General features: G+C 62.3%; 17 protein-coding genes. 2 read left to right on the forward strand and 15 right to left on the reverse strand.

The genetic code is table 11. The features are described from left to right. Positions 1–115: 115 nt before the first annotated feature. The 4 genes from BREU_RS02180 to BREU_RS02195 form a co-directional block, all read right to left on the reverse strand. Positions 116–1,699 carry a DHA2 family efflux MFS transporter permease subunit gene (locus BREU_RS02180; RefSeq protein WP_081886510.1) on the reverse strand — a complete coding sequence of 528 codons (1,584 nt, stop codon included), beginning with the start codon at positions 1,697–1,699 and terminating at the stop codon, positions 116–118. Positions 1,700–1,960: 261 nt separating this feature from the next. Beyond that, positions 1,961–3,211, reverse strand: coding sequence for a galactokinase (gene galK / locus BREU_RS02185; protein ID WP_044090094.1), 1,251 nt, complete (start codon positions 3,209–3,211; stop codon positions 1,961–1,963). Positions 3,212–3,295: 84 nt separating this feature from the next. Then, positions 3,296–4,546 carry a galactose-1-phosphate uridylyltransferase gene (galT, locus tag BREU_RS02190; protein WP_044090130.1) on the reverse strand — a complete coding sequence of 417 codons (1,251 nt, stop codon included), beginning with the start codon at positions 4,544–4,546 and terminating at the stop codon, positions 3,296–3,298. A gap of 2 nt (positions 4,547–4,548) precedes the next feature. Continuing rightward, positions 4,549–5,352 (reverse strand): DeoR/GlpR family DNA-binding transcription regulator, encoded by an 804-nt coding sequence (locus tag BREU_RS02195; protein ID WP_044090093.1) that lies wholly within the window; start codon positions 5,350–5,352, stop codon positions 4,549–4,551. Positions 5,353–5,617: 265 nt separating this feature from the next. Here BREU_RS02195 and BREU_RS02200 point away from each other — a divergent pair, with 265 nt between their 5' ends. Continuing rightward, positions 5,618–6,769 (forward strand): quinone-dependent dihydroorotate dehydrogenase, encoded by a 1,152-nt coding sequence (locus tag BREU_RS02200; protein ID WP_044090092.1) that lies wholly within the window; start codon positions 5,618–5,620, stop codon positions 6,767–6,769. A 121-nt stretch (positions 6,770–6,890) separates the two neighbouring features. On the opposite strand, the gene BREU_RS02205 is transcribed toward BREU_RS02200, so the two are convergent. The 11 genes from BREU_RS02205 to BREU_RS02255 all read right to left on the reverse strand — a co-directional run bounded on the left by BREU_RS02205 (position 6,891) and on the right by BREU_RS02255 (position 22,257). Next, the gene (locus tag BREU_RS02205) at positions 6,891–8,228 is read right to left on the reverse strand and encodes an NADH:flavin oxidoreductase/NADH oxidase (RefSeq protein ID WP_044095773.1); all 1,338 of its coding nucleotides are present in this window, start codon (positions 8,226–8,228) and stop codon (positions 6,891–6,893) included. Between the two features lie 453 nt (positions 8,229–8,681). After that, complete coding sequence (locus tag BREU_RS02210; protein WP_044090475.1) at positions 8,682–10,967, reverse strand: transglycosylase domain-containing protein; 2,286 nt, start codon at positions 10,965–10,967, stop codon at positions 8,682–8,684. Between the two features lie 320 nt (positions 10,968–11,287). Beyond that, on the reverse strand, positions 11,288–12,007 hold the full coding sequence (locus BREU_RS02215) for a Crp/Fnr family transcriptional regulator (RefSeq protein ID WP_044090476.1): 720 nt from the start codon (positions 12,005–12,007) through the stop codon (positions 11,288–11,290). A gap of 69 nt (positions 12,008–12,076) precedes the next feature. Next, a complete protein-coding gene (locus BREU_RS02220) occupies positions 12,077–13,372 on the reverse strand; it encodes a lipoate--protein ligase family protein (RefSeq protein ID WP_414133015.1) in 1,296 nt (431 codons plus the stop codon). 185 nt (positions 13,373–13,557) lie between these two features. Next, positions 13,558–14,589 carry a 3-isopropylmalate dehydrogenase gene (locus tag BREU_RS02225; RefSeq protein WP_044090477.1) on the reverse strand — a complete coding sequence of 344 codons (1,032 nt, stop codon included), beginning with the start codon at positions 14,587–14,589 and terminating at the stop codon, positions 13,558–13,560. 125 nt (positions 14,590–14,714) lie between these two features. Continuing rightward, the gene (locus BREU_RS02230; RefSeq protein WP_044090478.1) at positions 14,715–17,309 is read right to left on the reverse strand and encodes a S9 family peptidase; all 2,595 of its coding nucleotides are present in this window, start codon (positions 17,307–17,309) and stop codon (positions 14,715–14,717) included. 91 nt (positions 17,310–17,400) lie between these two features. Further along, the gene (locus BREU_RS02235; protein ID WP_375137550.1) at positions 17,401–18,582 is read right to left on the reverse strand and encodes an App1 family protein; all 1,182 of its coding nucleotides are present in this window, start codon (positions 18,580–18,582) and stop codon (positions 17,401–17,403) included. A 120-nt stretch (positions 18,583–18,702) separates the two neighbouring features. Further along, positions 18,703–19,140, reverse strand: a complete 438-nt coding sequence (gcvH, locus tag BREU_RS02240; RefSeq protein ID WP_044090480.1) for a glycine cleavage system protein GcvH — start codon at positions 19,138–19,140, stop codon at positions 18,703–18,705. 147 nt (positions 19,141–19,287) lie between these two features. Then, positions 19,288–20,541 (reverse strand): NAD(+) diphosphatase, encoded by a 1,254-nt coding sequence (nudC, locus tag BREU_RS02245; protein ID WP_044090482.1) that lies wholly within the window; start codon positions 20,539–20,541, stop codon positions 19,288–19,290. Between the two features lie 8 nt (positions 20,542–20,549). Then, on the reverse strand, positions 20,550–21,398 hold the full coding sequence (locus BREU_RS02250) for an alpha/beta fold hydrolase (protein WP_044090484.1): 849 nt from the start codon (positions 21,396–21,398) through the stop codon (positions 20,550–20,552). A 226-nt stretch (positions 21,399–21,624) separates the two neighbouring features. Then, positions 21,625–22,257 (reverse strand): NUDIX hydrolase family protein, encoded by a 633-nt coding sequence (locus BREU_RS02255; protein ID WP_044090504.1) that lies wholly within the window; start codon positions 22,255–22,257, stop codon positions 21,625–21,627. A gap of 254 nt (positions 22,258–22,511) precedes the next feature. Here BREU_RS02255 and trxA point away from each other — a divergent pair, with 254 nt between their 5' ends. Then, a complete protein-coding gene (gene trxA / locus BREU_RS02260) occupies positions 22,512–22,883 on the forward strand; it encodes a thioredoxin (RefSeq protein ID WP_044090485.1) in 372 nt (123 codons plus the stop codon). Positions 22,884–22,915 lie beyond the last annotated feature (32 nt).

Consider the following 22,915-nt stretch of genomic DNA (forward strand, 5'->3'; position numbering starts at 1 on the left):
CCCGCCGCGAACATCCGGAATGTCCATGCCGTCACATGGCCCATTCATTGCGGATCATGGGAAATAGTGACTCATGGGGAATCGGGAAGCGCTCGCCAAAAGGCGTGCGACGGCGTCACGCGGCCAGCTTTTCGATGTCCACGTGCACCGGCACCAGCTTCGGCTCATCATTATGCTCGGCAAGCCTGAACGAGAACGCCAGCGCCATGATCACCAGCACCAGACCGAACACGTATCCGTACCGGGAACCGTCCACAAAACCTTGGGCGGGGTTGGCTCCACCCGCCGCGACGTATTGCGCCTGGCCGAGGCCGAGCAGGCAGGTGGCCACTGCGGTGGCGATGGCACCGCACACCTGCTGCATGGTGTTCATGATCGTGCTGCCGTCCGCCGCCATGTGCATAGGCAGCGATTTCAGCGCGGCGGATTGCGCGGACTGCTGGATGAACGGGATGCCGATCATTACGATGATGTGCGCCGCAATGAACAGTGCGGCAGTCGAGTCCGTGCCGATGACGAAGAACAGCGCGCCACCGATCACAGTCATCGCCGAGCCGAACCATACGAGCCGCCTTGCGCCGTGACGGTCGAAGAGTCGGCCGGCCATCAGCGTGCAGACCGCGTTGACGACGCCACCGGGCAGCATGAGCAGACCGGCGACCGTGGAGCTCAGTCCAAGACCGCGCTGGAGTTCCTGAGGCACCAAGTACATGAACGCCAGCGTGCAGGCGAACGAGCAGCTGACCATGACGGCCGGTACACGGAACGCCGCGATACCGAGGGCATGCAGGTCGAGCAGCGGCGATGCAATCGTCAACTGACGATGCGCGTAGAACGCCAGCACCAGCACGCCTACGATGAGCAGACCGATCACGACCGGCGAGAAGCCCATGTCGCTGATCAGGCTCACACCGGCGACGAGGCAGCCGAAACCGAGCGCGGACGCGATGATGGACAGCACGTCGACGGACGGCCGCGTGCGTTCGATCGGCGTGACGAAGAACAGCGCCGTGCACACGATGGCAATGACGGCGACCACGGCGAACAGCGCGAAGATCGCACGCCACGACAGGGCTCCGATGAGGGCGCCCGCGATGGTCGGGCCGATGACCGGAGCGAACATGATCACCAAGCCGGCGACGCCGTTGGCCGCGCCGATCTTATGCGGCGGGAACACGCGCATGATGGCCGCATACATGGTGGGCAGCACGATGCCGGTGCTGATTCCTTGGGCGATACGGCCGGCGAGCAGGATCGGGAAGGTCGGGGCAAAGGTGCATACGATTGCGCCGATCAGGAAACAGGTGAGCGCGAACAGCGCCAGCGTCTTGGCCTTGACCCACTTCAGCAGAAAGCCCACGCACGGCAGCACCACACCGATGGCGAGCATGTAGCCGACGACCATCCACTGCACCGTGCCGGACGAGACGCCGAAATCGGTCATCAGGTCGGGCAGGGTGATGTTCATGGACGTCTCCGAGAGCATGCCCAGGAACACGCTGATGTACAGGCCAAGCATGACCTTGTGCGGATGGTCGATGTGATGCGGCCTTTCCGGCACGAACGCCGCATCCAGCAATTGATTCTTACGTACGGTCGTCTTGGGCTCGGGCTCGGTTGTATTAAGCGCGGTCGCCTTAGGTGTGGTTGTCTTAAGCGCGGTTGTCTTGTAATCGGACAACTGGATCCTCTTCTTCATATCGATGTCGTTGCCGTCGCGCGGCCGCCCGCCCATGCATGCTGCCGCGCACCGCCGCCCCCCGACGGTCAACGCCGCGGGGCCACGGTGTGCGACTTCATTGGCGGGTGCCGAGAACCCCTAACGTCCGGGTCACGATCGGCAACAAAAAATCGCATGCCATCCAGCTTGGATTACGCCGGATGGCATGCGATTATTCACAACAAGGGGTCACCGTAATACGGTTTTCGATTTTTCGTAAGTACGACCGCGCGTGTCGCGTCACGCTTCGCGACTTGCGCTTGGTGCCGCATAGGCGGCAAGTGCGCGCGGCGCGTGGAAGCCTTGGTGCTCGAATTCGTCGGCGATCTTCTGGGCGACTTCGTGGCTGCGGCCCTTGTCGACCAGCGCGATGATGGAGCCGCCGAAGCCGCCACCGGTCATGCGCGCACCGTAGGCGCCGTTCTTGCGGGCCACGTCCACGGCGATGTCCAGCTCGGGCACGGTGACCTCGTAATCCGCGGCGAGCGAATCATGGGAGGCGTTGAACAGACGGCCTGCGGCCTGGATGTCACCCTGGGCGAAGGCTCGCACGAAGGAGCGCACACGCTCGATCTCGGTGACGACGTGACGCACACGCTTCTTCATAGTCTCGTCCGGCAGCGCGTCCAGCGTCTCCTTCAGAGCCTGGAACGGGTCGTCGGCCTTGGCGATGCCGTCGGCAGCGACGCGCAGGTTGGCCACGCCGAGGATCTTCGCGGCCTCCTCGCAGGTGGCGCGGCGCTGGGCGTACTGGCCATCGTTGAGCTGGTGCGGGGCCTGGGTGTCGACCACGAGCAGTTCAAGGCCGTACTTGTCGAGATCGAACTCCTGCTGGGAGACGTTCTCCAGCGGGGTGAGCTCCGGACGGCAGTCAAGCAGCAGCGCATGGCCCGCGGTGCAACGCATCGAGGCGTTCTGATCGAGTCCGCCGGTGGAGGCGCCTGCCATCTCGTTCTCGGACTTGATGGCGGCGTTAATCAGGGTCACACGGCCGGCGTCGGAATCGCCATAGCCAAGGCCGTACACGTCATCCAGTGCCAGCGCGGTGGAGCAGGTCATGGCGGCGGAGGAGCTCAGACCGGAACCCAGCGGCACGCAGGAGACGAATGCGGCGTCAAAGCCCTTGACCTTGTCGAAGCCCGCCTCGCGCAGCGCCCATGCCACGCCGGTCGGGTAGGCGGACCATCCGTCCACGCCACGGGCCTCGAGTCCGTCGAGGTCGGCTTCGGCCACCTTGTCCGGAGCCACGTCGGAGACGACGCGCACCTTGGTGTCCTCACGCGGGGACAGGGCGATGAACGTGCGATGCGGCAGTGCGATCGGCAGGCACAGGCCGGCGTTGTAATCGGTGTGCTCGCCGATGAGGTTCACGCGGCCCGGAGCGGCCCAGACGCCCTCCGGCTGCCCGCCATAGGTCTTGGCGAACAGCTCGGTGGCCTGTGCCACGCCTGCCTCATGGGCGATGGGTTCAATAAATTCAACAGCAGTCATTGGTGTTCTTTCTTGATGGTGATGAGAGTGCGAAGACATATGGCGGCCCCTCTATACGGAGGAGCCGCCGTATGGTTACAAGGTTCAGTCAGCGATGTCCACGTCGCCGAGCTCGTGGAAGCGCTTGGCGATGAGTTCGGGGGTGGTGTCAGAGATCCAGGCGGCCATGCCGGATTCGGAGCCGGCAAGGTACTTGATCTTGTTGGCGGCGCGGCGGAAGGAGAAGAACTGCAGGTTCAAGCGGTAGTTCTCGCGCCGCGGGTCGTGGATCGGCGCCTGGTGCCATGCGGAGATGTACGGCAGGTCCATGCCCTTGCCGTCGCCCTTGTCGAAGAACGCGTTGCCGCGCTTGAGCAGGTGGGAGTACATGGATGCCAGGTCCCAACGCTCCTGATCGTCGAGCTGGTCGAGGGTGAGCACGTCGCGCACCGGGGCCACGTGCACCTCGAGGGGCCAGCGGGCGGCGGCCGGCACGTAGGCCACCCAGCTGTGGTTGCGCATCACGATGCGCTCGCCGGCCTCAATCTCGGCATTCATCAGGTCCTTGAGCAGGTTGCCGCCGGTCTTCTCGTGGTAGGCCTCGGTGTGCTGCAGTTCCTTCTCCATCTTCGGAGCGATGAACGGGTAGCAGTAGACCTGACCGTGCGGGTGGGCCAGGGAGACACCGATTTCGGCACCGTGGTTCTCGAACGGGAAGATCTGCTCGATGCCGTCCATCTTGGAGATTTCGGCGGTGCGGAAGGCCCAAGCCTCCACCACCGTGCGCAGACGGGAGACCGGAAGGTCGGCCGGCAGACCGGTTTCGTTCGGGTCGAAGCAGATGACTTCGCAGCGGCCGGCGGCGGGCTTCTGCTCCCACAGCGGGTTGCCGTCCACGAACTTCACGGAGTCGTCCTCTCCGGGCACGCGCACCATGGAGGGGAAGCGGTTTTCGAACACCACGACGTTGTAGTCGGTGTCCGGAACCTCGCCGTCCTGATACGGGTCGCCGGGCTTGCGGGCGGCCAGCGGGTTGCCCTTGGCTGTGGCGCCGGGGCCGGCGGTGATCGGGCGGTTCATGCGGGCGGTGGCCATCGGGATCCAGTCGCCGGTCAGCGGGTCGCGGCGCATCTGAGGGGCGGCGTACGGCACTTCGTTGCCGTCGGCGTCCAGGTGCGGGGCGAAGCGGTAGTCCAGCGGACGCGGATCGTTCAGCTCGCGGGTCTTCTTGCCGGAGACGTACTCCGGATCATCGTCGAGGTAGAAGAAGTCGCGTCCATCGGCCAGCTTGGTCGGTGTGATGCGGATGTGCTCCTTCGCGTATTCACCCGGTTCGTAGTTGGCAAAATCTGCCATGATCACTCACTTTCCTCAGTTGGCTCGGTCTGGTGAGCCAGAACGAGTTCCTTAACCAAATCTTTAGTTTTGGCGGCGGAATCGGGGTCGAGCCCGTCGTCGGTGATGACCGTGTCGACCTGATCGAAGCGCGCGAACAACGACAACGACGTGCAGCTCCACTTGGTGTGATCGGTCAAAACTATGGTGCGATCGGCGATGTCCATCATCGCCATATCGGTTGCGGCCTCCAGCGAGTTCGGCATGAGGAAGCCACGGGGTATCGACACGGAGTGCGTGCCGAGGAATACGGTGTTGACGCGCAGGGATGCGACGACCTTGTCGGCGATCGGCCCCACGAGGGAGTTCGAACGCGTGATCACACCACCGGTGACGATAACCTCCACATCCTTGGATTCAAGCGCCTGGACGAGCTCCGCCACTGGAATCGAATTGGTGAGGATGGTGATGCCGCTGGATTGCTGCGATTCAAGCAGATGCTGGGCGAATACGTAGGCCGTGGTGCCGCCGCCGATGGCGATCACGTCTCCGGGTGCCACGTATTTCACAGCCTCTTGGGCGATGGCGTCCTTGAGTCCGATGTCCATTTGGGACTTCACGGAGAACAGGGGCTCGCTCAACAGGGTACTGGTGGTCACGGCACCGCCGTGGACACGATTGAGCAGACCCTTATCGGCCAACTCCGCGATATCGCGGCGGATGGTCATCGCCGAAACTCCCAGCTCCTTGGATAGTGCGGTGATGCGCACAGCACCGCGTGTGCGCAGCCTGCTCAAGATGAGGTGCTGACGTTGTGACGAAATCATACGAACATTATCGCACACAAAAGCTCACAAACAAAACCGTGTTGAGCGTTTTCCGCCAAAGTTTGCGTTCGCATCGTTCCATTTAAGGCCTGGCGGCTCTTCAACGCCGCCGAATCGCGCAAAATCGCACATTCGACGACACATATGCAGCGAAACCAACCGAAAACTCCGTACCCGAGCCAGCGGCAAGACCCCGCCTATCATGCACGATCAACTGTGCACACCCTGCTGGCTTCGGAGCGCTCCAAGTGAGAGAATGGGCGTTATGACTTACGTTATCGACAGCTTCTGGCATGACGCCGTGAACAAGGCCACCACCGACCTGTTCACTTTCGGATACAAGCACATCATCAAACCGAACTTCGTGTTCAACCATAGGCCCGACGAGGCGCACGACCAGATGATCGAATTCTGTCATGTGGTCAGGCATCTTCCGCCGCTGCTGTTCGCCGAGCGCACGATGCTCGACTACACCGACCCCATTCTGGAGACGAATGTGATGGGCATCGACTTCTCCAACCCGTTCGGCCTGTCGGCCGGCCTCGACAAGAACTGCGACATGCCCGTGGTGCTGGACAACGCCGGTTTCGGCTTTGAAACCGTCGGTTCCACCACGTCCCGACCCTGCCCAGGCAATCCGAAGCCCTGGTTCCATCGCCTGCCCGAATACGATTCGATGATGGTGCACGTGGGTCTCGCCAACATTGGCTCCGACAAGGTGATCGCCCGCGCAGAACAGGCGTGGACGCAGGCGCGGCAGATGCAGATCTCCGTGTCCATCGCACGCACCAACGACGATCTGTGCGGGGATCTGGACGAGGGCATCGAGGATTATTGCATCTCGATGCGCCGCGCCGCCGGACGCACCGCCATGGTCGAGGTGAACGTCTCCTGCCCGAACACCCACGTGGGAGAACCGTTCACCGCCTCCCCCGAAGCACTCGACCGACTGTTCACCGCTTTGGACAAGATTGAGCGACCGCAGCCCACGCTGGTCAAGATGCCGCTCAACAAGCCATGGGCGGAATACAAGGAACTGCTGGATGTGCTCGCCGAGCATAATGTGCAGGGCCTGTCCCTAGCCAATCTGCAGAAGGACCGGACCGGTCTCGAGATTCCGCGCGACTGGGAGGGAGGCCTTTCCGGCGGCCCGTGCACCACAGCCAGCAACGCGCTTGTGCGCAAGGTATATCAGGAATACGGCGACCGCTTCGTCATCGCCGGCATCGGAGGCATCTTCACTCCGGAGCAGGCATACGAGCGGATCCGCTCCGGTGCAAGCCTGGTCATGTTCATCAGCTCGCTGATGTATCGCGGACCGCAGCAGATCACCGTGCTCAAGCGCGGCTTGGCCGAACTGCTGCGCCGCGACGGCTTCGAGCACGTGTCCGACGCCGTCGGCGTGGACGTACGGTAACTGGCACCGGTGCTCCTGTACTTGCAGGCTCCCCTGACAGGGGGAGCCAAAACACAATCAACGAGCTACTGACGCAAGACATTAGTGGCTACTAGTAGCCACTAGTAGCCACTAGTACCTATCAGAACGCGCCGCGGATGTATTGCGGCTGGTAGGGAGCCTCGGTAACAGGAACGCCGAGCTTGTTGGCGGCGCGCAACGGCCAATACGGGTCACGCAAGGCAGCACGACCGATCTCCACGGCGTCCGCCTGGCCACGGGTCAGGATCTTGTTCGCCTGCTTCGGCTTGGTGATGAGGCCCACGGCAGTGGTAGGCACACCGGCCTTGGCGCGCACCTGCTCGGAGAACGGCACCTGATAATTGTCCTTCACAGGAATGGACACGCCGGGGATGATGCCGCCGGTGGACACATCCACGAGGTCGACGCCATGCTCCTTAAGCATCCTGGAGACCACGATGGTCTGGTCAAGATCCCAGCCGCCGGCAGCCCAATCGGTGGCGGAGACGCGCACCAGTATCGGCATGCTCTCCGGCACGGTGGCACGCACCGCATCCACGACCTCCAGCAGGAAGCGGGCACGGCCTTCCAGCCCACCGCCGTATTCGTCCGTACGCTCGTTGCACAGCGGGTCAAGGAACTCGGAGATCAAGTACCCATGGGCCGCGTGAATCTCAATGGCCTGGAACCCTGCCGCCACAGCGCGGCCTGCAGCCGCCGCGAATGCTCCCACAATGCCGTGGATCTCATCGACGGACAGTTCGCGAGGCTTGTTCAGATTGCCGAACTCAATCGGCGAAGGAGCACGGTAGGCCAGCGCCCGCTTCCTCGGGCACGCTCTCCCCTCATATCCGACCGGGAAGCAGCCGGTGGACGCCTTGCGCCCGGCATGATTGAGCTGCACGGCGGCAACGGCGCCAGCGTTACGGATGCCGTCCACAATCCAGCGCCATGCGTCGATCTGCGCGTCCTCCCACAGACCCAGATCGCACGGCGAAATGCGGCCTTCCGGAGCCACGGCGGTCGCTTCGGCGATGATCATGCCGAAACCGCCGAACGCGCGGGACACGTAATGCTGGTAGTGGAACGGCGTGGGCTTGCCGTCGCGGGCAAACGCGGAATACGTGCACATTGGCGGCAGCCAGATGCGGTTGCGCACGGTCACATCGCGCAGCCCCATCGGGGTGAACAGTCCGACCTTGTTCTTCTTGCCCTTATCGGATTCCTTAGCCACGTTCTTGCCTTTCTTCTCTGTCTTGCCGCTCCTGGCAGCTGCGCCGCCGGCCTTGCCATTGGACTTCTTGCCGGAGCCTTTTCCCTTCGTCTTGTCCGCATCGCCGTTCAGCGCATCCGCACCCCTATCATCCGAATCAGATGCCGCCAATGTCACCGCTTTGAGCTCTGGGACATCGAATCCCCTGAAATCGAAATTGTTGTGCGTCAACGTATCGCCGCCCATGAATCCCCTCCATTAACCGGCTGAGATTGCGGATACCGCCGGCCAAAGTATGTTGTATCGCATTTATTGTAAAACGGGCGTCACCTCATTGAGGCAACGCCCGCAAACTATGTAATTGGCCTTTACAATTCGATCGGGCCGCTAGTGGTCTGTCTGTTAAATAAATGAGTGCTTCAGCTTTTTCTCTCCCCCAGTCAGCTTCGCTGACAGCCCGCCCTGCAATCAGGGACGCGCTTCGCGCGCGGTTTGCCAGCTCGCCTGTCGGCTCGCACGTTGCCTACAGACAGCTCCGCTGTCTGCTTCACGGCAACGTCCCGTCAGAGGGGGCCGATACCGGCTTGTATGGCTCCCCTTGTCAGGACAGCACCGTAAAGCAAACAACGGAGCTGTTTGTAGGTGCTGTCCTGACAAGGGGAGCCTCCAATATATTCAACGAACTTCTGACGCGGCACACTAGTTGTTGCTGTTGTTTCCGGAGTTGTTGTTATTGCTGTTGTTATTGCTGTTGTTGCTGCTGTTGTTGCTGCTGCTGTTATTGTTCGTGGTCGACTTCTGCGTACTGTATGCACGTCCACCGATGCCCAACGTGGTGCCGCTGGCCGTGTACTTGGCCACCGGCTGCCCATAGTCGTTGTCGATCGGCAACTGCTTCTTGTCCGCATAGGCGTTCAGGAAGTTGCGCAGTGCAGGGGCGGCGATGGTGGAACCATCCCAGTAGCTGTTGTACACGCCGTTGATGCTCATGTTGGCGATACGGTGTGCGTACGGGTTCTGGGCGTCGCCGACCACGGCGAACGTGGCGATCTGGTTCGGAATGAACGAACCACTGGAAACCGCCAAATCCTCGGAGGTACCGGTCTTACCGAACGACTTGCGCCCGTTGTTGAGCTGGAAGTTGCGGCCTTGACCGTCGGATCTGGTCACACCTTGGTTCAGCGTGTAGGCCAGCGTCTGGATGATGTCCTTGTCTACCGCTTGATGGCAATTGGCGGACGGCACCTTGAGCTCCTGGCCGTCGCCATTGGTCACCTTGGAGATGGCGATAGGGTTGCACTGCACGCCGTTCGCTGCATACACGGCGAAGATGGAGGCCATGGTCAGCGGGGAGACGTTGACCGAACCGATCATCATGGACGGCGTGAAGGATGCGGTCTTGTCGATGGTCTCGCCGGTTTTGGCGTCATGGTAGCCAAGCTCGGTGGCGGTGTCCGCCACCTTGCACAGCTTCATGATGGAGCCCATCGAAGCTTGGGTGGTGTTATGCGAACGCACCAGACCAAGGAACGGGCTTTCAGGATTCACCGTGGTGCCGAATGCATTCTGCACCTTCCAGGAATCAGTGCCGCCAGTGTATCGGTCGCAGGCGAAGTCGGTGGTCGGATACACGGTGGCCGTCTGCAGATTGTCGTTGATGGAGTGTCCGGCCTCCATCCACGCCACCAGATTGATGGGCTTCCACGAGGAGCCGATGGTCCAACCGGAGCCGCCGCCGTCCGCAAGATCGACAACGTAGTTCTGGCTGGTCTTCGTCGGATCGTTGGCTGCCTCAGGCGTGGCGTCATAATACCGGTTCAGACCAAAGCCGAGCACTTCGCCGGTACCCGGCTTGACAGCGGCCATCGCGATTTCCATGCCGCTGGAATCGTTCGGTGGAATCGTGTTGCGCGCAGTGTCCATCAGCATGGAGTTGGCGTCCACGTCGAGCGTGGTGACGATCTTCAGGCCACCTTCCTGCAGCAACTTGTATCGCTCTTCCTGGGTCTTGCCGAATTCCTCGGAGTTCTGGATGCGATGCACCACGTAATCGCAGAAGAACGCGTAGTCGCCGGTATCCTGGCAACCGACATTCACATTCTGTACTTTCAGCGTGTCCTTCAGCGGAATGGCCTTGTCTTTCTTGGCCTCTTCCTGCGTGATGTAGCCTTCCTGAGCCATCAGGTCGAGTACGATGTTGCGCTGCTTCTCACTTTCCGCCTGGTTGCTTTCAATCAACGGATCGTATTGGTTCGGGTTCTTGGTGATCGAGGCGATGGTCGCCGCCTGAATCGGGGTCAGTTCGGAAGCGGACGTGCTGAAGTAACGCTGGGCCGCAGTCTCCACACCGTACAGGTTGCTGCCGAACTGGGCGATATTGAGGTATCCCTGCAGGATCTCCGCCTTGGAGTACTTCTTCTCCATCTGCACGGAAATGAGCATCTCGCGGATCTTTCGGGCAATGGTGTCCTCGGTGGCATGGTACTGGGCGATGGAGTCGTCATCCTCAATGGCCTGCATCAGCAGCACGTTCTTGACATACTGCTGGGTCAGGGAGGAGCCGCCCTGCTGGGACTTCTGCAGCATGTAGGTCTGCACGAAGGCTCGCATCACGCCCTGTACATCCACGCCTGCATGTGACCAGAAGCGGCGGTCCTCGCGCGCCACCACAGCCTGCTGCATGGCTTTGGAGATGTTCTTCAGGGGCACCACGATACGGTTCTGGTTGTAGAACGTGGCGATCACAGTCGTGCCATCGTTCGCATACATGGTCGACTTCTGCGGAAGGTTAGTCACGTCGAAGTCCACGTTCTCCACCTTCAACGAGGGGATGACCGCCTTGGCGGCCTTGTTCGCGCCGAACACGCCCGGCACGAACAGCACGCTGGCCACCACGCCGCCAGACACGGCAAGCATGATGTACGCGAGCAGGAGGACAAACACACGACGAACTGTCAGGGACTTCTTTTTGGGCATGGGCCCCATTCTAAATGGCCCGGCGTACCAATCCAATGGCCCGCCCGCGTATCCAGTCAATCATCACAAGAACCGCACTAGCGTAACGTTTGCTGGACATCAGCCGAATACGCCGGGCCAATCATTTCGTCAACAAAATTGACATTTGCTTGCAGACTACCCCTCAGTCGGCTTCGCCGACAGCTCCCCTGACAAGGGGAGCCTGCGCATATCTATGCAACGTGCACAGCTAGTATCCCGCATCATTAATTCGTAATTATATTTTTCGGCCCCCTTGTCAGAGCTGGCCCGCAAAGCGGGACTGAGGGGCAGTCGTTTCGTCAGCACAATCAGCGTCGTGAGCGGCGAATCAGCATGCCCGGCTGGAAGATGATGATGGAGCGGCCATCGCGCGCGATCCAGCCGCGGTTCGAAAAGTCCATAAGCGCCTTGTTCACGGTCTCGCGACTGGACCCCACCAGCTGCGCGAGCTCCTCCTGTGTCAGGTCATGCGGCACTTTCAGCCCCTGTTCCACCGGCTCACCGAAGCGGGAGCCCAAGTTGAGCAGGGTTTTGGCGAGCCTAGCCGGCACGTCCATGAAGACCAGATCGGAAATGCGCTCGTTGTTGGCCCGCTGGCGATTGGCCATGACCTGAAGCATGTCGATGGCCACGCGCGGATGCTCGTCCAGCCAAGCGAACAACGCATCATGCTCCAACGAAACCACCCGCGTGCCGTGGCTCATCGCCACGGCCGACGCGGTACGCGGGCCACCGTTCGGGTCGAATACAGGTATCTCGCCCAGCACCTCGCCGGGGGCGTGGATGGACAGCAGCTGCACGCGGTCGTCGGTGGATGTGCGGATCAGCTTGACACGGCCACGCTCGAGCAGATACATGCGATGATCCGTATCGCCTTCGGAGAAGATGTAATCGCCCTTGTCGAAGACCGCACGTTGCAGATGCGGGATGAGCTCCTCGGCCTCAGCGGGGGAAACCTGCTTGAACAGTGCCGTCTGCAGCAGAATGTTCTCCTCGTCGGAGAACATGTTCGGAGTCTCTACGCCCATCGCACCGTCCTTATTGCCTTACGCCACCTTCGGCCACTCGCACTATTGTAACGCGCCTCACATGAACCGTCAGGATTTGTTCACCAGTGACTGACGAGGCTGCCCCGGCCGATCTGGCAGGCCACCGGGCTCACCGCCCCGCTCGACGAGCCACGCGAGCAGATGATTGATGACCCGCTCCCGACTCAGCCCGGTCTGGCTTCTGAGCGGATCGACCCGTTTCACAGCGGATTTCACCGCCTTGTCCGACATCTTCTCCCGACTGGTGTTGAGCACCTCGCCCATAGCCACGGCATCGATGTCATAAGCCAATGTGACATGATGCAGCACGGCTCCGGTAACCGCGCCGACCGTCTGGCTCTCGGCCCGCCCGTCCGCACCTGTTCCTTCAGAGGATTGCCGTATCCCATCGCCCCGCACAACAGGGAACCTGCGTTGCGCCGCTCCCCCGATCTTGCCATACTGCGAGGCGATGTCGTTCAGTCCCGAGAATCGCACGTCGAGACCCAACTCCCGCAACGCCTCGACCAGCCACCAGTCGCACAACCGATAGGATTCCTCGATGCTGACACCTTGCACGAAGTCAAGCGGCGCATACAGGGAGTAGGTGATGGTGTTGCCAGGCTCGATGAACATCGCGCCACCGCCGGTGCATCTGCGCACCACGCTGAACCCGCGCTGCTCGGCGATGTCAAGGTTCACTTCGTCGGGTGCCGACTGGAATCGCCCGATCACCACTGCAGAGGCCGCCCATTCCCAGATGCGCAGGGTCGGAGGCCGCAGGCCGGATGCGACCTCGCGCGCCCAGGTCTCATCGATTCGCATCTGCTCAGCGGGAAGTCGCGGCTGATCATGGATGACGGTGAGCTGCGGCAACAACTGCGCCCAGCGGGATGCGTAGTTCGCTTGATTGTCGGGCAGAACGCCGGCTGCCATTGCGGAAACGCCAGGTACCGCAGAGTGCTGAGCGGAGTCCTTATATATAGAGTCCTTATATATAGGGTCTTTGCGAATAGGAGCCTGCGGCATTACCGAGGTAAGCGATGCTGTTGACGGCACCGAGTGGCGCATGATCTGCTCCAAAGCCCGGGTGAAAGCGGTTTCGATGGCTTTGGCATCCGTACCGATCAGATTGCAGTCAGGATGAGAGTCAATCACCGATTGCACTGACGCTCCAGCGACGAGCGCCTGTTCGATGGCCTGCAGGAACCCTGCCGACGCCAAGTCGTCCGACGCCTCCACAAAGAAATCGCCATCCAGTTTGCACGACCGCACGGCACCGTTTGGCCGCGCAGCACTATTCGATTGCACAGCACTATTTGGCGGCAGGGCACTGTTCGGATGAGTAGTACCGTTTGGCTGCATATCACCATCCGATTGTGCACTGCCATTCATCTGCAAGGTCACATTGACAGCCACCAACTTGCCGCCCGGCGTTTTCGCTTCACCTCGGCCCATTATCGCTTCGCCCACGATGCCCACCATAGCAAATAAACAAATCCGCCCATCCCCGGTCCTGGGAATGGGCGGATGAGCACTAGACGGGCGCGTCAGATGCGGGCCAGAATGTCCTTGCCGACCTGGTCGGTGGTGCGCACGGTGGAACCGAGCTCCTCGATGTCCGCCTCCACAGCCGCGTGGATCTTCTTGGCCGCGTCGTCGAAACCGAGATGCTCAAGCAGCATGGCCGCAGACAGAATCGCGGCGGTCGGGTTGGCCTTGTTCTGGCCGGCGATGTCCGGAGCGGAACCGTGAATCGGCTCGAACATGGACGGATACTCGTCGGACGCATTGATGCAGCCGGAAGCGGAGTATCCCACGCCGCCCACCACGGCACCGGCTTCGTCGGTGATGATGTCGCCGAAGAGGTTATCGGTCAGAATCACGTCGAAGCGGGACGGGTTCGACACCAGGAAGATGGTTGTGGCGTCGATATGCAGGTAGTCGTGGGTGACCTCGGGGTATTCCTCGGCGACCCTGTCCACGATGCGCTGCCACATATCGCCTGCATTGACGAGCACGTTCTTCTTATGCACCAACGTCACATGCTTGCGGCGCTTCATGGCGAGCTTGAACGCATAACGCACCACGCGCTCCACGCCATAGGCGGTATTGATGGACACCTCGGTGGCCACCTCGTTCGGGGTGCCGCGACGGACCGCGCCGCCTGCACCGCAGTACAGGCCTTCGGTGCCCTCGCGCACGACCACGAAGTCGATGTCACCAGGGTTGGCCAGCGGCGAGGTGACGCCCTTGTACAGCTTGGAAGGACGCAGGTTCACGTACTGGTCGAGGTCGAAACGGAGCTTCAGGAGCAGGCCGCGCTCCAGAATGCCAGCCTTGATGCGCGGGTCGCCGACCGCACCGAGCAGAATGGCGTCGTTGGCCTTGATGCGCTCCTCTTCCTCCTCCGGAAGAATCGAGCCATCGCGCAGATACCGTTCGGCACCGAGATCGAACTGCTCGTATTCGAAGTCCGCGACACCTTCAGCGGCTTTTTCCAAGGCCTTCTGCGCCCACGGGGTGACTTCCTTGCCGATGCCGTCTCCAGGAATGACGGCGATTTTGTATGTCTTTGCCATAGTTCAAGGAGCCTAGTCGCGTGGTCATCTGATGACCCGAACCGGCTCAGCTGGTGGACATGGCCGCAGTCCACGGCCGTAGTTCACAGCCGCAGTCCGCGGCCGCAGCCCACAACGTTGGCGGCTTAGTGAGCGATACCCATCACGCCCAAGCACCAGGCGTTCTCGTAGGAGACTTCCTCCCACTGCTTGTATCGCCCGGAAATGCCGCCGTGACCGGCCTCCACCTCTATTTTGGCCACCGCATCCACGCCAGCCGACTGCAGCCGGGCCAGCCATTTCAGCGGTTCGACATACAGCACGCGCGTATCGTTCATCGACGTGGTGATGAAGATGCGGGGGAACCGGGAAGCGGGCGCACCGGACTGAGCGGAACCTCTGACGCCATCCTCAGCACCAGCAGCCTCAGCACCAGCAGCCCCAACCACCGGCACAGGCACGTTCTCATAGGGCGTGTACGTTTTCATATACGCATACACGGCCGGGTCATGCAGCGGATCGCCCCATTCATCCCATTCGGTGACGGTCAGCGGCAGGTCGGGGTCGAGAATCGACGTGAGCGCGTCCACGAACGGCACATCCGCCTCAATACCCGCATAGCATTCCGGTGCCATATTGGCCACCGCACCCATCAGCAGGCCACCGGCGGAACCGCCGTTGGCCACTGTGCGACGCGGATCGGCCAGACGGGCCTCCTGCAGAACGCGCGTGGCATCGACGAAATCCTCGAACGAGTGCTTCTTATGCAGGCGACGGCCTTGCTCGTACCAGGCGCGACCCATCTCACCGCCGCCGCGGATGTGCGGCACGGCATACAGCACACCGCGGTCGAGCATGCTCAGACGAGCCACGGAGAATCCCGGGTCTGAGGAAATCTCGTACGCACCATAGCCGGTGATGAACATCGGGGAATCCTGCGCAGGGAAGTCGCGCCGCCACACCAACGACACTGGAATGCACTCCCCGTCTCGCGCGGTGATCCATACGCGACGCTCCATATAGTCACGCGGGTCGAAATCACCCAGCACGGTGGCGCGTTTGAGCAACGTGTCCTGCCCGGTGGCAGGGTCAATCTCATGCAGTTCGCCCGGACGGGTGTAGCTGGCGAACGAGTACCGCATGCGAGGCGCGTCATAGGAGGGATTGCCGCCGGTGCCGATGGTGTACAGGCGCCGGGTCTCGCCGGGAAGGTGGTCGTCGCTGGCCCCATCGAATGATGCGGTGTGATCCGTTGGCACGGCGGTGGGTTCTGTGCCATCGATGGACTGCACGGCACCATCCGCGTCGCCGGGCACATCGTCGTCCTGCAGATCCTGCCACAGCCGTTCACCATGGTCACCCGTCTGGTCGGACTGATCGGCGGCCACCAGATCCCAATCGTTCTCCAATGACGGCGGCAGCAGTTCCGTGAACCGCCACGGGCGTCCGGCCAGGAAATCCTCAGCGGCGGCCTGCTTGGTCATGTACGCCACATGCGGCTGGCCGTCGGAACGGTAGCTCAGCGTGACAAAATACCTATGCAAGCCGATGCCTTCAATGCCCAGACCGTGCGCACCCTGCAGAATCGCGGGATTCGCCGGATTGAAATAGGCCTCGGTAATCGGTCGGTCAGGTTCGCCATGCTCACAGCCATACGGCGAGCCGGCAGCCACGCATACGCCTTCACCCAGACGGTATGGGGGCCGATGATTGCGCATGTCGATGACGTCGATTTCGAAATTCGGATTATCGGCGTTGTGGTACACCACCGCCAGAGGCACATCCTCGCCGCCTTCGCCGGCGCCCTCGAAGCATGCGAAGCTGACATCGTATTCCACGTCTTCCTTGCGGGGGATGAACGGCTGGAACTCGCCATCCGGCGTATCCACCGGCAGCATCCATACTTCGGTGCTGGTTTTCGAGCCGGTGCCGATCACGATGCTGCGCTCGTCGAAGCTGATGCCCGCCCCGACCCAGAACTTCTCGTCCGCTTCGCGGTACACGCAGACGTCCGATTCGACCGACGTGCCCACATGATGCCGCCAGATTGCGCACGGCCGCCAGGAGTCGTCGAGCTCGGTCCAGAACACCCACTGCCCGTCCGGAGTGAAGCAGGCCCCGCCGATGCCGGGAAACACTTCCGGCAGTTCCACCGGCTCACCACCCTGCGCGAGCGTGGCATCGAGGTCGCGGATGCGGAAATCGTAGCGTTCGTCGCCGCGCAGATCCACACCGTAGAGCATCCATCGTCCGTCATGGCTCAGATCCATGCCGCCGAGCCGGAAGAAGTCATGCCCCTCGGACTCCACGTTGGCGTCGAACACCACCTGCTCGCCCGGCATCGAACCGGGAGCGCCTTGCGGATCGACCTCCGGCGGGTCCCAATCGTCGGCGCCGCGCACCGGCATGCGGCACTGCACACCGTACTGTTTGCCTTGCTGGGTGCGCGTGAAGTACCAGTAGTCGTTGATGCGCGTGGGAACGGACATGTCCGTCTCCTCCACATGCGCCTTGAGCTCCTCGAACAATGTGCGCCGCAGCCCTGCCAGATGGGCCATGCGCGCCTCGCAGTATTTGTTCTGCGCGGCCACATAATCCCGCACATCGGCGGATTCCTTGTCGCGCATCCATTCGTAATCATCGTTGAACACGTCGCCGTGGAATTCACGGCGCTTGGGTTCACGTTTGGCCACTGGCGGCGTCGGCGTCATCGCTGCGCCTGATTCGGTCATTTCAGTCATATCACGCGATTGTACGCGCCGGTAAGGGACGAACCGGCACCGTCAACGACCCATACCACGCAGAATACGGACCAATCTGCGTTACAAGCCGCTAATCCGCGTTCTTCGCGTGCTCCTTGAGATACGGCAGCATGGTTTTGAGCAGGTTCGCTCCGGTGGTGCCAGTGAACACCGGCACTTCGGTGACCGGCATCGGCTGGGTCGACGTCAATCCCGCGACGGACGCCAGGCCGGGCGCCTCCTTCGGACTGAGCTGACGGATGGCGATGGCCAGCACGCGCCCGGGATACCGTTTGACGATAGTGGCGTACGTGGTGGGGTCCTTCTGACCATCATCGCCCACCAGAATGAACTTCATGTCCGGGAAATCCGCCATCAGCTGTTCGGCGAATTCCAGTTTGTGCTGCGGACCCGTGGGAACGAAGGTCTTGGGCCTCGGATCGAGGTCGCGAAGCAGCAGCGGCCCCTCCGGGAATCCGTGGTCGATGATGAAGTTGCGAATCGCGCTCTCCACATTCCACGGCGACGTGGACAGGTAGAAGAACGGGGCGTCCGGGAACAGGTCGGAGATGCGGGTGAACAGCACGCTCATGCCCGGCACGGAGGCTTTTTTCTTGGGATCGAGGAACAGCAGGTTGTAGGCGGCCTTCCACAGTACCGGGGCCTGGGTAATCATGATCGTGTCGTCCACGTCCGAGATGATGCCCACTTTGGCGCTGGCCGGGATGGTGTACAGATTCGCGCTGACCGGCTTGCGGCCGGGCACACTGTACGAAACGCGATGGATGCCCGCGCTCAGGCGGTGTTCTGCCACCAGATCCAAGTATCCTGCCGAATCGGAGATCGCGTATTCTCCGCTCATGTCGCGGGTGCGATCCACTTTGTCATAGACTTCGGAGACGCCGACCTGCACGGTGTTGAGCGGCGTGCCATCAATGCTGGCCTGCACATGCGTGCGGCCGGCCGGCACGGCCAGCATACCTCGGATGCCGCGCGTCAGCTCGCCGGACTGGCCGTGGGCGGGACCATATACGGTACGGCAGATCAGGCGCGAATAGTCGCCGGTTCCATAGCCCACATACGGTTCCACGCGCGGGAACCAGCCCCATCCGCGCACCACTTCAGCTGACAGATGCGACCACATGCCGAACGTACGAGTGATTGCCCGACGGATGAACCGGGTCAACGGCGGCTTGACTTCAAAGCGCTCCCGCTTCGATGGCGCATCGAATGTGGTGGTCGCCGCGCGCGCAGGAATCGGCACGGTAGGCATGTCGTCCGCCGGCGCAGGCGCACTGGAGTGATGCGGCAGATGCAATGACTCCAGACGCCTGCCAGCGGCTTCAAAATCCTCGCGTGGGCTTCTCATGCACCCCACTATAGGCCATGCATGCTATGAGTCGGCATCAGTCCAGCGGATGATTTTGGCGTACTCGTCAGCGCTGAGCAGCTCCGGCTCGTCGTCATCGAGCTCGACCTTGAGAATCCACCCCTCGCCGTACGGGTCGCCGTTGATCACGGAGGGATCGTCGGACACGTCGCGGTTCACGTACTTCACCGTGCCGGCTACCGGGCTGATCATGGGCTGCACGGCCTTGGAGGACTCCAGTTCCACAATCTCGTCGCCGGCCTCCACACGGGAACCAGGTTCGGGCAAATCCACGAACACGAGCTCGCCGAGCTGGTCGGCCGCGTATTCGGTGATGCCGAGGATGGCAAGGTCCTCATCCGAGCGATCCACCCAGACGTGTTCGTCGGAGTATTCGAGATGCTCGGGAATGTCGAGGTTCAGCGGCTGTTCGTTGTCTTCTGTTTCGCTTGTTTCGCTCATAGTGCCCAGCCTAGCAGCCTACAGCTCCCGCCCGAGCCACTCCTCAGGTTGACTACCCCTCAGACCCGCTTCGCGGGCCAGCTCCCCTGACAAGGGGAGCCAGAAAAGCATCTGCTGACGTAGGAACCGCCACAAAACATGACACGCCTACAGCTCCCGCCCGAGCCACTCCTCGATCATGTAGCGCGCGATGGTGGCACGTCCGGGGGCGGCCATGCGTCCGGAGATCAGCTCGGCGGTGTATTCGTCGCGCGTGACCCAACGGGCGGTCACGGTTTCCGAACCGTCCACATGCACGTCCGTGGTGACGGCGTGCGCCTTGAACGCCATCATGAGCGACGCGGGGAACGGCCACGGCTGCGAACCGAGGTAGCGCACCTCGCCCAAGGTGATGCCGGTCTCCTCCTTGGCCTCGCGCCGCGCCGCGTGCTCGAGGTTCTCCCCCGCCTCCACGAATCCGGCGGAGACGGAGTAGAGCCGTTCGTCCTTCCATGCCGCATTGTGTTGCAGCAGCAACCGGTCATGGCCGTCCACAATCGCGGTGATCACGGCGGGCTCGATACGCGGGAACAGGATCCGGTTGCCGTCCGCCGCATTGCTGCACCGCTGCGCCCAGCCGGCGAGCGCGGTTTCGACCGGCGCGCCACAGGTCGGGCAATACCGCTGCCGACTGTGCCAGATGCTCAGGGTGACGGCGCTGGTGGCCTGCCCGGCCTCGCGCGCATTGGCGTGGGGTGCGAAGCCGCGCAGATCCGCCCAGTCGAACCGGTCGACGGCTTGCTGCAGCAGGGTCGGTTTGGGCTGGCGAGGCTGCTCACCGGCGATGCCGACCGATTCGTCGAACGCATCATCCGCGCCCTGTCCGGCGGAATCCGAGACGCTGAGGTTGCCATCGACGGTACCGGAATCCTCGGTTCCCAATACGCCGACGATTCCAGGGGTCGACGCGCCCGCCGGATTGCCGACGGCGCTGCTGCTGGCACCGGCGGCGGCACCAACGGCGTCTGGCGCCCCGGCTGCACGATTGACGGCACCCGGTTCAGGCACCCGGGAGATGTCGATGGCGACGACGCATTCGCCGCGCACACCGCCATAGGAGCCGAGGAACATGGCCACGGCCTGCGGATACCGTTTGAGTTCCGCGGCGACGTACGCGCCCGGCAAGGTGGCGAGCCGCAGTTTGACGTTCTCATAATCCACCAACTCGCCTTGTCCGCGGGGCACGGCGACCAGTCCGTTGCGCGTGAGGATGACTTTGGTGGCGGGGTCCTCCAGCAGATGCCCGATGAGTCCCGGTTCGCCCCGTCGATCGACTTGGTAGTCGATGTCGCCTTGCGCGAGCGGCAGGAACGGCAGCGCGCGGGTCAGTGCCAATGGTGAGAAATGGATATCAGCGGTCATGCTCTACCTCAGTCCTGATCCTGCACCCGGCGCACGAGAGCGAGCAGCGCACGGGCCACGGTGTCGGGATGCTCGACGGCGCTGAAGTGGCCGCAATCGGGAATGGCGGTGAATGTGGCGCCGGTGATGCGGTCGGCCAGCGGACGCATGACGCCGGGGTTACTGGTGGGGTCGAGTTCGCCGGAGACGACGGCGGTCGGCGCGGTGATGGTTTCGGGTACCTTGCCCATGTCGGGGCGACCGTAGGTCATGCGCTGACGCCATGCGAGGCCCGCAGGGTCCTGTTCGCTGATCCACTGGGTCATGGTGGCGATGAACTCAGGGGATTTCTTGACGGTGGAGTCGCCGTCGGACGGCTTGGCGAAATGCATCACCGGTTCCACGGAGTTGGTCTGTTCGGCGGCGTCCGCCATGGCGAGGCGCGGTTCGCCGCCCACACCGTCGGATGCGGCCATCGTGTCGCACAGGGCGAGGCCGGCCACGGTCTCGGGATGACGGCGTTGGATGTCCATCGCCACATAGCCGCCCATGGACAGGCCCACCCAGATGGCCTGCGTGTATCCTGCGGACTTCACCAGGTCCACGTAGGCGTCCGCGAGACGGTCCAGAGCCTCGGTGTAGGCGCCGTTGGCGAGCCTCGGGCCGGAGTCCTCCGCGCTCGGCACCGGGGACTGCCCGGAGCCGGCCATGTCCGGCGCCCAGATGGGGAACGGGGGGACGTCGTCCAGATCGGCGAAGTCGGCGAGCGCCTTGGCGCATACGTCCCACATGCGGTGATCCACCGGATAGGCGTTCATCAGCACCACCGGCACACCCTCACCCTCGCGATACACATGATTCACCAATTCAATTGCCATAACTACACACTTTCATTCGTTATATACAAACGATCCATATCGGGCTCCTCTGATGACTACCCCTCAGTCGGCTACGCCGACAGCTCCCCTGACAAGGGGAGCCGACCAGGCTTCCGAATATCGGCCCCCTCTGACGAGGGGGCTGTCAGCGAAGCTGACTGGGGGAGAGACCAAACCCGAGCCAACCTGAATAAGCCGGCCAGCACGTTGCCTACAAACTGCTCCTTCACACTCCGGCCCAGGCTAGGGCTTGACGCACGATGCGGCCGTGCCCGTTGACCATCTGGTCGATGAACTTGTCCATCAGGTCGCTCTTGGGATCGACCCATTCCACGTCGAGCGTCTCGTCCTGCGGCTTGCAATCTCCGGCAATCGCCACTACATAGCACAATGCGATGGCGTGCTGACGCGGGTCGTAGTAGTCGCCCAGGCCCGGGGTCGGGAAGAATTCGGCGACCGTGAACGGCTGGAGGGATGCGGGAAGCATCGGCAGCGCGATGTCGCCCAGGTCCTTGGCCACGTTGCGTGCGATGGCTTCGCGCAGCGACTCGTGGAACAGCACGCGCCCGGTGATCAGCGTGCGCTCGATAGAACCGTCGTCCGAGACGCGCAGCAGCGACCCTACCTGCGATATGCGGCCCATGTCATCCGTGCGCACCGGCACGATCTCCACATAGGCGATGGGCATCTGGTGACGCGCGCGGTTGATGTCCGCAGGCCCCAGCCATCCCGGCGGGTTGCCGTGGCCGGAGCCGCCTCCGTGGATGAAATCCTCGGGGGTGATGTTGTCGAATTCACCGCGATTGCGATTGGCGTCGAAGTCGCCCTCGGAGGGCACCTCATCATTCAAGACTGGCATGCTTCCCATTATCGCGCGCGACCGCGCGAATGGGCTCCTCTCGCAGCAAAATCTGGGCAAACGTTCAGATGGGTTGTGGAAGGTTCGCGGGAGGTTCAGCTCAGTATGGCCCGGCTCGCACCGGTACGGAGCGGTACGGTTGATGCGGCACCAATTCGGCTCGGTTCAGCTCGGTTCGGCCGGCAGCGCAACGCAGGCTGAATTGTTGGGTGGTACTGCCAAGCTTGAGCACAACCGACAGAATGGAGACCACCATGGCAACCAAGGCCATCACTTCAGCTGATTTTGAGCAGACCATCACCGACAACGAAATCGTGTTCGTGGACTTCTGGGCCACGTGGTGCGGCCCGTGCCGCGCATTCGGCCCGATTTTCGAGGCCGCGTCCGACAAGCCCGAAAACAAGGACATCGCCTTTGTGAAGGTGGATATCGACGCGAACCAGGATCTGGCGCAGGCGGCCGGCATCCAGGCCGTACCCACGCTGATGATCGCCAAGCAGGGCGAGGTCATCTTCCAGCAGGCCGGCGCCCTGCAGGCCGGCGATCTGGACGATCTCATCAGTCAGGCCAAGGCGCTCGACCTTGCCGCCGCCAAGGCTCAGGCCGCAGCCCAAGCACAGAACTGACTCCGCACTGGCTCCGCACTGGCCCCCTCTGA

It is taken from the genome of Bifidobacterium reuteri DSM 23975, assembly GCF_000741695.1.
Classification (GTDB): domain Bacteria; phylum Actinomycetota; class Actinomycetes; order Actinomycetales; family Bifidobacteriaceae; genus Bifidobacterium; species Bifidobacterium reuteri.

Excerpts from the sequence above, each read along its gene's own strand:
- BREU_RS02180 (WP_081886510.1), bottom strand. The coding sequence starts at position 1,699 with ATGAAGAAGAGGATCCAGTTGTCCGATTACAAGACAACCGCGCTTAAG.
- galK (WP_044090094.1), bottom strand. The coding sequence starts at position 3,211 with ATGACTGCTGTTGAATTTATTGAACCCATCGCCCATGAGGCAGGCGTG.
- galT (WP_044090130.1), bottom strand. The coding sequence starts at position 4,546 with ATGGCAGATTTTGCCAACTACGAACCGGGTGAATACGCGAAGGAGCAC.
- BREU_RS02195 (WP_044090093.1), bottom strand. The coding sequence starts at position 5,352 with ATGATTTCGTCACAACGTCAGCACCTCATCTTGAGCAGGCTGCGCACA.
- BREU_RS02200 (WP_044090092.1), top strand. The coding sequence starts at position 5,618 with ATGACTTACGTTATCGACAGCTTCTGGCATGACGCCGTGAACAAGGCC.
- BREU_RS02205 (WP_044095773.1), bottom strand. The coding sequence starts at position 8,228 with ATGGGCGGCGATACGTTGACGCACAACAATTTCGATTTCAGGGGATTC.
- BREU_RS02210 (WP_044090475.1), bottom strand. The coding sequence starts at position 10,967 with ATGGGGCCCATGCCCAAAAAGAAGTCCCTGACAGTTCGTCGTGTGTTT.
- BREU_RS02215 (WP_044090476.1), bottom strand. The coding sequence starts at position 12,007 with ATGGGCGTAGAGACTCCGAACATGTTCTCCGACGAGGAGAACATTCTG.
- BREU_RS02220 (WP_414133015.1), bottom strand. The coding sequence starts at position 13,372 with ATGCAGCCAAACGGTACTACTCATCCGAACAGTGCCCTGCCGCCAAAT.
- BREU_RS02225 (WP_044090477.1), bottom strand. The coding sequence starts at position 14,589 with ATGGCAAAGACATACAAAATCGCCGTCATTCCTGGAGACGGCATCGGC.
- BREU_RS02230 (WP_044090478.1), bottom strand. The coding sequence starts at position 17,309 with ATGACTGAAATGACCGAATCAGGCGCAGCGATGACGCCGACGCCGCCA.
- BREU_RS02235 (WP_375137550.1), bottom strand. The coding sequence starts at position 18,582 with ATGCCTACCGTGCCGATTCCTGCGCGCGCGGCGACCACCACATTCGAT.
- gcvH (WP_044090480.1), bottom strand. The coding sequence starts at position 19,140 with ATGAGCGAAACAAGCGAAACAGAAGACAACGAACAGCCGCTGAACCTC.
- nudC (WP_044090482.1), bottom strand. The coding sequence starts at position 20,541 with ATGACCGCTGATATCCATTTCTCACCATTGGCACTGACCCGCGCGCTG.
- BREU_RS02250 (WP_044090484.1), bottom strand. The coding sequence starts at position 21,398 with ATGGCAATTGAATTGGTGAATCATGTGTATCGCGAGGGTGAGGGTGTG.
- BREU_RS02255 (WP_044090504.1), bottom strand. The coding sequence starts at position 22,257 with ATGCCAGTCTTGAATGATGAGGTGCCCTCCGAGGGCGACTTCGACGCC.
- trxA (WP_044090485.1), top strand. The coding sequence starts at position 22,512 with ATGGCAACCAAGGCCATCACTTCAGCTGATTTTGAGCAGACCATCACC.